6 protein-coding genes are annotated in these 6,918 nt (G+C 35.3%); 4 read left to right on the forward strand and 2 right to left on the reverse strand.

Annotated elements, in window-relative coordinates:
• Nucleotides 1-35: 35 nt before the first annotated feature.
• Together hemL and RCJ95_RS21390 are read right to left on the reverse strand one after the other, a co-directional pair.
• Nucleotides 36-1,328, reverse strand: coding sequence for a glutamate-1-semialdehyde 2,1-aminomutase (hemL, locus tag RCJ95_RS21385; RefSeq protein WP_312130701.1), 1,293 nt, complete (start codon nt 1,326-1,328; stop codon nt 36-38).
• Between the two features lie 26 nt (nt 1,329-1,354).
• Entirely contained in the window at nt 1,355-2,581 is a 1,227-nt protein-coding gene (locus RCJ95_RS21390) for a benzoate/H(+) symporter BenE family transporter (RefSeq protein WP_369579052.1), read from the reverse strand.
• 1,194 nt (nt 2,582-3,775) lie between these two features.
• Between RCJ95_RS21390 and RCJ95_RS21395 the strand changes: the two genes are divergently transcribed.
• The 4 genes from RCJ95_RS21395 (at nt 3,776) to RCJ95_RS21410 (ending at nt 6,654) form a co-directional block, all read left to right on the forward strand.
• Entirely contained in the window at nt 3,776-4,735 is a 960-nt protein-coding gene (locus RCJ95_RS21395) for a DUF2268 domain-containing putative Zn-dependent protease (protein ID WP_221683333.1), read from the forward strand.
• Nucleotides 4,736-5,025: 290 nt separating this feature from the next.
• Entirely contained in the window at nt 5,026-5,307 is a 282-nt protein-coding gene (locus RCJ95_RS21400; protein WP_221683334.1) for a hypothetical protein, read from the forward strand.
• Nucleotides 5,308-5,445: 138 nt separating this feature from the next.
• Nucleotides 5,446-5,904 (forward strand): NUDIX hydrolase, encoded by a 459-nt coding sequence (locus tag RCJ95_RS21405; protein WP_221683335.1) that lies wholly within the window; start codon nt 5,446-5,448, stop codon nt 5,902-5,904.
• Between the two features lie 258 nt (nt 5,905-6,162).
• On the forward strand, nt 6,163-6,654 hold the full coding sequence (locus RCJ95_RS21410) for an HIT family protein (RefSeq protein ID WP_221683336.1): 492 nt from the start codon (nt 6,163-6,165) through the stop codon (nt 6,652-6,654).
• The last annotated feature ends 264 nt before the right edge of the window (nt 6,655-6,918 follow it).

Genomic DNA, 6,918 nt, shown 5'->3' on the forward strand with positions numbered 1-6,918 from the left:
TAGATATAGGATGTTTGTAGTATACCTTGCATTATCTAATTACATGATAGCATCCTTTTAAAGGCTACATCTGCAGCATGAATCGTTCTATCAATATCATGTATGGAATGAGCAGTCGAGATAAATATGCTTTCATATTGAGAAGGAGGTAGAAGTATACCCTGTTTAAGCATTTCTTTATAAAAACGGCGAAACATCTCAGCATCTATTTTTTGAGCATCATCAAAATTTTGTAAGGGATGATCGATGAATGCGTATCCAATCATTGTTCCAGCTTTCGTTGTTTTAAGTGGAATATGATAGTTATGAGCTACTTTTGATAAGCCTTGTATAAGCCTATCTGCTAACGCTTCGATATACGAATAACTGTTATGATTTAATTTATTGATTGTGGTATACCCCGCTACCATAGCGATTGGATTACCCGATAAGGTTCCAGCCTGATAAATACTACCTTCAGGTGCAATATGATTCATGATTTCTTTTCTTCCACCATATGCCCCGACAGGCATTCCACCACCAATGATCTTACCTAAACATGTTAAGTCAGGTTTTATGTTATAAAGCCCTTGAGCAGAGTGGTAATCTATACGAAAACCAGTCATGACCTCATCGAGTATAAATAGGCCACCATATTTTGTAGTGAAAGAACGTATTGCTTGAAGAAATTCAGGGTTAGCTGGTATTCCCGCCATATTGCCTGCAAACGGTTCTACGATAACTGCTGCAATTTGTGAGCCATATTTATCAAATATCGTTTTCAGGACTTCGATATTATTATAAGGAATGGAGATTGTATGCTTAGTGATCTCTAAAGGTACACCCAGACTATCAGGAAGGCTGAATGTAGCAATTCCTGAGCCTGCCTTTACTAATAGATGATCACTGTGCCCATGATAGTTTCCATCAAATTTCACAATGATGTCTTTGCCAGTAAAGCCTCTAGCTAGTCTAATGGCGCTCATTGTTGCTTCTGTACCCGAATTAACCATTCGAATCTTCTCTATGGAAGGTAGGCGAGTAGATATTAATGTGGCTAGCTTATTTTCTTGTAAAGTTGGCAAGCCAAAACTTGTCCCCCTCTGGATGGCTTCAAGAAGTGCATCTGAAACCTCCTTATCTGCATGTCCATGAATTAATGGGCCCCAAGATAGCACATAATCTATATAGCTATTGCCATCAATATCATATATGTTTGAGCCTTTCCCATGACTCATAAAAATTGGCTCCATCCCAACTGATTGAAATGCTCTCACTGGGCTATTTACCCCACCAGGCATAAGCTTTTTTGCTATTTCGAAGGCTTCTATTGATTTCGTCGTATCGATGTTAAAAACCACCTTTCGTAGTGATATTATCTTTGTCTAATTTGTTGTCCCTCATTTATGCTTTGCTGTTTTCTGAGCAATGGAACATTCATTAATAAATGTGCGCCCAAACCTGCTACAAGCCCCCAAAATGCCCCGCCAACTCCAAGTAAAGTAACATTTGCGGCTGTTGCCAAAAAAGTAATGAGTGCTGTTTCACGCCCAATTGGATTTGTTAATGCATTGGCAAGACTACTACCAATTGTACCTAGCAACGCTAATCCCGCTAATGTTGCAATGAACGTAGCTGGGAGAATTAAAAACAATGCAGCCAATGTTACCCCAAAAATACCGACAATTATATAAAAAATGCCACAGACAATACCTGCAATATAACGTTTTCTTGAATCCTCATGAGCGTCCTTCCCCGTACAGATGGCTGCTGTAATTGCTGCTACGTTAAAAGCATGTGATCCAAAGGGGGCTGTCAGGAGTGATCCCAATCCTGTTACAATCAAAATCGGATTGGCACTCGTTTTAAATCCATCATTTCGCAACACTAGCATGCCTGGCATGTACTGTCCTGTTAAGGTAATAATAAAAAGCGGCAAAGCCACACCCAATAATGCATGTAGAGAAAACGTTGGCGCAACAAATACAGGAGAGGCGAAGGCCAACTCGATATGGCTGAAATCTACCTGCCCCATACTTATTAAATAAATCAAGCCAATGACTAGAATACCGACAATCGCATAGCGAGATGTAAACCTTCTTAATACGATATACGTAGTAAACAGGACGATAACAAGTAAAGGTTCCACTTTCGCACCACCAAAGGCTGAAATACCAAATTGTAATAAAATACCTGCCAATAAACCTGAAGCAATGCCTGGCGGAATGAGTTGGACAAAACGTTCGAACATGCCTGATAAACCTAACAAAACAAATGCTATTGCAGAAATAATATAAGCTCCAATGGCTTCAGCATATGGGGTAACAGCTAAAGCCGAAACAAGAAACGCTACGCCTGGTGTTGACCAAGCTGTAATAATGGGTTCACGGTATCGGTAACTTAGCCAGATACCCGTTACCCCCACACCAATGGAAATCGACCATATCCATGATGCAGTCATTTCTGGACTTAGACCAGCAACCTTGGCAGCCTGAAACACCAAGATAAAAGTGCCCCCATAGTTAACTAAGACAGATATAAAAGCAGCGATGGTGGGCGACAGGAAATCACGCACATTCAGTGAAACGGATGTTGAGTTCATACACTTTCCTACCTTTCTACAAATTATTTTAATCCCTTCTTCATACTAGGAATTCATCACGTATTCTCGTCCTTTAAGGACTGTTTCCTTCCTTTGTGGAATGTCGTTTTCCTATTGTCATTAGCCCTCTTTATGTAATGTGTCATTCCATAAATTTCAATTTGCTTGATCCCAAGTAACGCTTTACTTGCCGCTATCTAATAAAATGTCAATCTACCTGAACTAAACAGAAGTAGCACTCCCCCTCCTTGCTAATAAATGAACGGTCTTAGCATAACGCAATACGGATTGATAAAAAACATCCAAAACTGCGAATTTTAGCAGTCCATAAAATTAGGTACAATAAAATAACCACTATCCCTATATTGTAGTTTTATAAAAATGACTAATCGTTAAAAACAAAGATTGATCATTCATATTAAGTTTGATAAAAATCCTGTGTTGAAATGCAGGATTTTTTTGTCAACAAACGGGCCATTTAATAGAATAAAATACAATAATTATTGGACGCGAAGATTGTGAAGATTACTTAAACTAATGGTGCAGGTTAGTTGAAGTACCATCTCCTTTTTATATTGGAACTTTCATCTAAATACAAACGTTAAACTTATAAATTCTCTACTGTTATTAATAGTTTTGTGAAATAGAAAGGGGACTTTTATGAAATCCAATCTTTTGGTGTGGGTATTTTTTCTTCCTTTATTCTTATTTTTCAGTTTAATGCTATATATTGAAGTTTCAATTTATTCAGCTTTGCCTCCAGAACTAGGTGGAAGGGGTTTTTGGGTGGAATTTAAGAATGCTTGGTATCGTTCAATTTGGTTTTATGCAATAATATTGTTATTTTCCTTCTTGCTTTATTTGAAGTTTTTACATAAAGGAAAATAAAGAATTAATAAACTTTTGCTGTTGAACTAACGGGATGCTTTAGTTTAGCAAGAATTATGCTTATAATCTTCCACAATCGGGCGCGATTCTGTAACAAGAATCAGTGCTTTTTTTAATTAAAGGGCCAAATTATTGATAAACGTTTTCAATAAAAGTGGACATTATTGTTGAATTATTGAGTAAAAGATTTTGAAGCTTTTCACTTAAACTAACGGGGCAGTTTAGTTCAAGAATTAATAGACGAAAATAGACTAAAATATGGTAATATTATTTACAAATAGTCTTTTTTACATAAGGAGGTTTTTTTTGAAAAAATATCTAAACATTGTTGTTGTGTTTATTCTAATAATTTCATGTCTAACCCTTACTTCTTGTACACAAACAGAAAAAGAGCAAAAAACACTTGACAAAGAAATGATGTTCTCATTTGAGCACCCTCAAACCAAACAAAAATACAAAATCATTTATGCCAATCAACTGTTTTATCCGTATATTGAAAAGGTCAAAGATAATCCGAATCTTTCAACCTCGGAAACCTTAGAACTGTATAATAATGAGATTATTCAACCCATATATCAAGATTGTTTTGAAAATGGAGAATACCTTCATATGGCAGAAAACCTTCTTAATACGATTCCTAATGGGTTAACAGAAATAGAAGTGGTAAGTGAAAAAATGGAGACTCGTAAAGCAGAAATCAATCAACTTATACAAGAATCCCTTTTGAAATCAGCTGACCTCCTACCCTCTCAAAGTGATGTAGCAGTTTGTGTATTCCCTTCCTCTACCAATAATAGGAGGGCATTCGCAGTAGGGGCGGGCAAAATTATTATCCCACTTAATCTAAATGTTTTGGGGGATGCTTTAAAGTCAATCGTTGCCCACGAATACCATCACAGTGTTTGGGCGGAAAAGCATGCCAATGGGGACAGGTTTTCTGTTTTGGATAATATGGTTTTTGAAGGAAAAGCGGTCATGTTTGAAAAATCTGTATATCCTGACTACGACTATACTCCGATTTACTTGACTTACAACAAGGTTTTGTGGTCTAAAGTTAAACCTGATTTAAAAAATTATGACAGTAATCGTAGTTTAGAAATTTTAAATGGCGGAAAAGGGTTGCCGATATCTTACGGCTATAGTGAAGGCTACAAGATGGTTAAATCCTATCTTGACTTAAATCCTGATAAAACTCTAGAGGAATGGACTGCCTTAAGTGCAAAAGAAATTTTTGAAAAAGGAAACTATCTTGAAAACTATAAATAACAAATATATGAATGAATTGACATATATTCTAGGGGTAAATATATATTAAGAATTTGTTAAAAATAATTGAGTTGCGTATGCAGCTCTTTTTTTCTTATTGAACTAACCAGGTGCTTTAGTTCAAAAACGATCTTCAACAATCGGGCACTCTTCTGAAATTAGGAAAGCGTCTTTCTTCATGAAAAGGGCCATATTGTGGAATAACAACTTTTTATTAAAAATTACCAAACGAGGGTTTGGGAACAATTTAATTACAATTTATGTCTATATTGAAAAAGGGAGGTGTCATTATGTGGTTAATATTAGGTCTTATTGCTATAGTAGCTACTTGTATAAATCTTTTTATGTATGGGACAGGTAAAGATTATAAATTGGCAATGGCAATGGGGTTATCATTTACAGCATTGACACTCTGTGCAGAACATAGCCTTGTATCTAATTGGATAAAAGGTGAAGATTGGTCGGCTTTAAGGGAAATACCTAATATGAATAAGGCGTTTTGGTTTCTGACAATTGTTTCTATCTTACTAAATATAGCACCTATACTTTTAGAACTAAAAAATAAAAAATAATTACTCTGATTGTTGTTCATTTGGATTTACAACGGTAAGCAAAATAAAGTCCCCAACAACGCTTTTGGAACTTTTTTATTTAATAATGTCTAATTAATAAAAATTTTTGAAACTAAAATATGAAAGTAGGTGTAAACGATGAATGTTATTCCTATTAAGTCCACAGGTATCGCTGCTGTATTATTAAAAGAAATAAATAACACATATCATGTTTTACTACTAAAAAGAACATCTCTTAATTTAAATAATATTTGGTGCTATATAGGAGGCGGTATTGAAGATGGGGAAACGGCAATAGAAGCTGTTTATAGAGAAATTGCAGAAGAAACAGGTATCACAGAACTCGAATTGTATTCTTCTAATCAATTTGACCAAATTTTTTCTCCGCAAGAAAATTACATTTACATTGCACCAGTGTTTGTAGGTTTTGTTCACGAAGAGCAATCTGTCTTTTTAAACGACGAACATAGTGAATATCAATGGATTCCTTTTGAAAAAGCAAAAGAAATTGTAAGTTTACCTGGTAATGAAGAAGTTCTTCAATCTATTGAAAATAATTTTGTTAAGAAAAAACCTTTGAGTCATTTAAAAATTTAACTGCCTTAATACAGTTGGTGAGGATAAATCGCGCATACATGAAAGTTTAAAAACACACTTAAAAGCTACAAAATGAAGTTTAGTTATTCAATTAAAGGGCGCATTTCTTTAATAAAGAAATGTGTCTTTTTCAGTTTAAGGGCTATTTTGCTGAATAACTGATTGTAGAAATAATGGATATTTGAGATGATTATTATAAGTTTTAAAGGATAGTAAAAGGAACAGAGTTTTCAAAACTAAGGAGAGTGATAACGAGATATGGAATTATATTCACATAAACCAGAAGCGTACGAATGCCCATTTTGTCGAGTAGTATCAGGTAAAGAAAAACCAAATAAGGGAACTAAACAAAGAGACATTATTTATCAGAATAAATATGTAACAGCGTTTATAGCAAGCAAGTGGTGGCCTAATAACATGGGGCATGTTCTCGTTGTTCCTAACGAACACTTCGAGAATATATATGAGCTTCCAGCAGAAGTAGCTGCTGAAATTCATCGTGCTTCTCAATTGACAGCGTTTGCCATGAAAAATACATATGGTTGTGATGGAGTTTCTACTCGACAACATAATGAACCTGCTGGAAATCAAGATGTGTGGCATTATCATCTCCACGTCTATCCAAGATATGAAAACGATAACCTATACCTAACCAAAGGTTATTACTCTGAACCAGATGAACGCCCATTCTATGCAGATAAGTTGCGTTCATGGATAAGTGAAAACTATTGTAATATCAACAATAGATAAAATTTTTTATACCGAAATCGGGCGCAATTCTGAAGCAAGAATTGTGCTTTACCATGAAAAGGGCCGTTTACTTGAATGGGGATTGTTGTAATTGAACTGGATATACTAAACCCAAATATAATTTAAGGTGACGGAAGTGAATTAAACTGTACCCTTTGTAAAGGACATTTTGAAAAAGGTTAGGCAACTTCTTGAAGCTGCAGTCTGTATTTTACAGGCGGCAGCTTTTTTAAATTCCACTGACCTCGATAATGGTTATAATAG

The organism is Lysinibacillus sp. BSL11 (genome assembly GCF_052928325.1).

Excerpts from the sequence above, each read along its gene's own strand:
- RCJ95_RS21390 (WP_369579052.1), bottom strand. The coding sequence starts at position 2,581 with ATGAACTCAACATCCGTTTCACTGAATGTGCGTGATTTCCTGTCGCCC.
- RCJ95_RS21400 (WP_221683334.1), top strand. The coding sequence starts at position 5,026 with ATGTGGTTAATATTAGGTCTTATTGCTATAGTAGCTACTTGTATAAAT.
- RCJ95_RS21405 (WP_221683335.1), top strand. The coding sequence starts at position 5,446 with ATGAATGTTATTCCTATTAAGTCCACAGGTATCGCTGCTGTATTATTA.
- RCJ95_RS21410 (WP_221683336.1), top strand. The coding sequence starts at position 6,163 with ATGGAATTATATTCACATAAACCAGAAGCGTACGAATGCCCATTTTGT.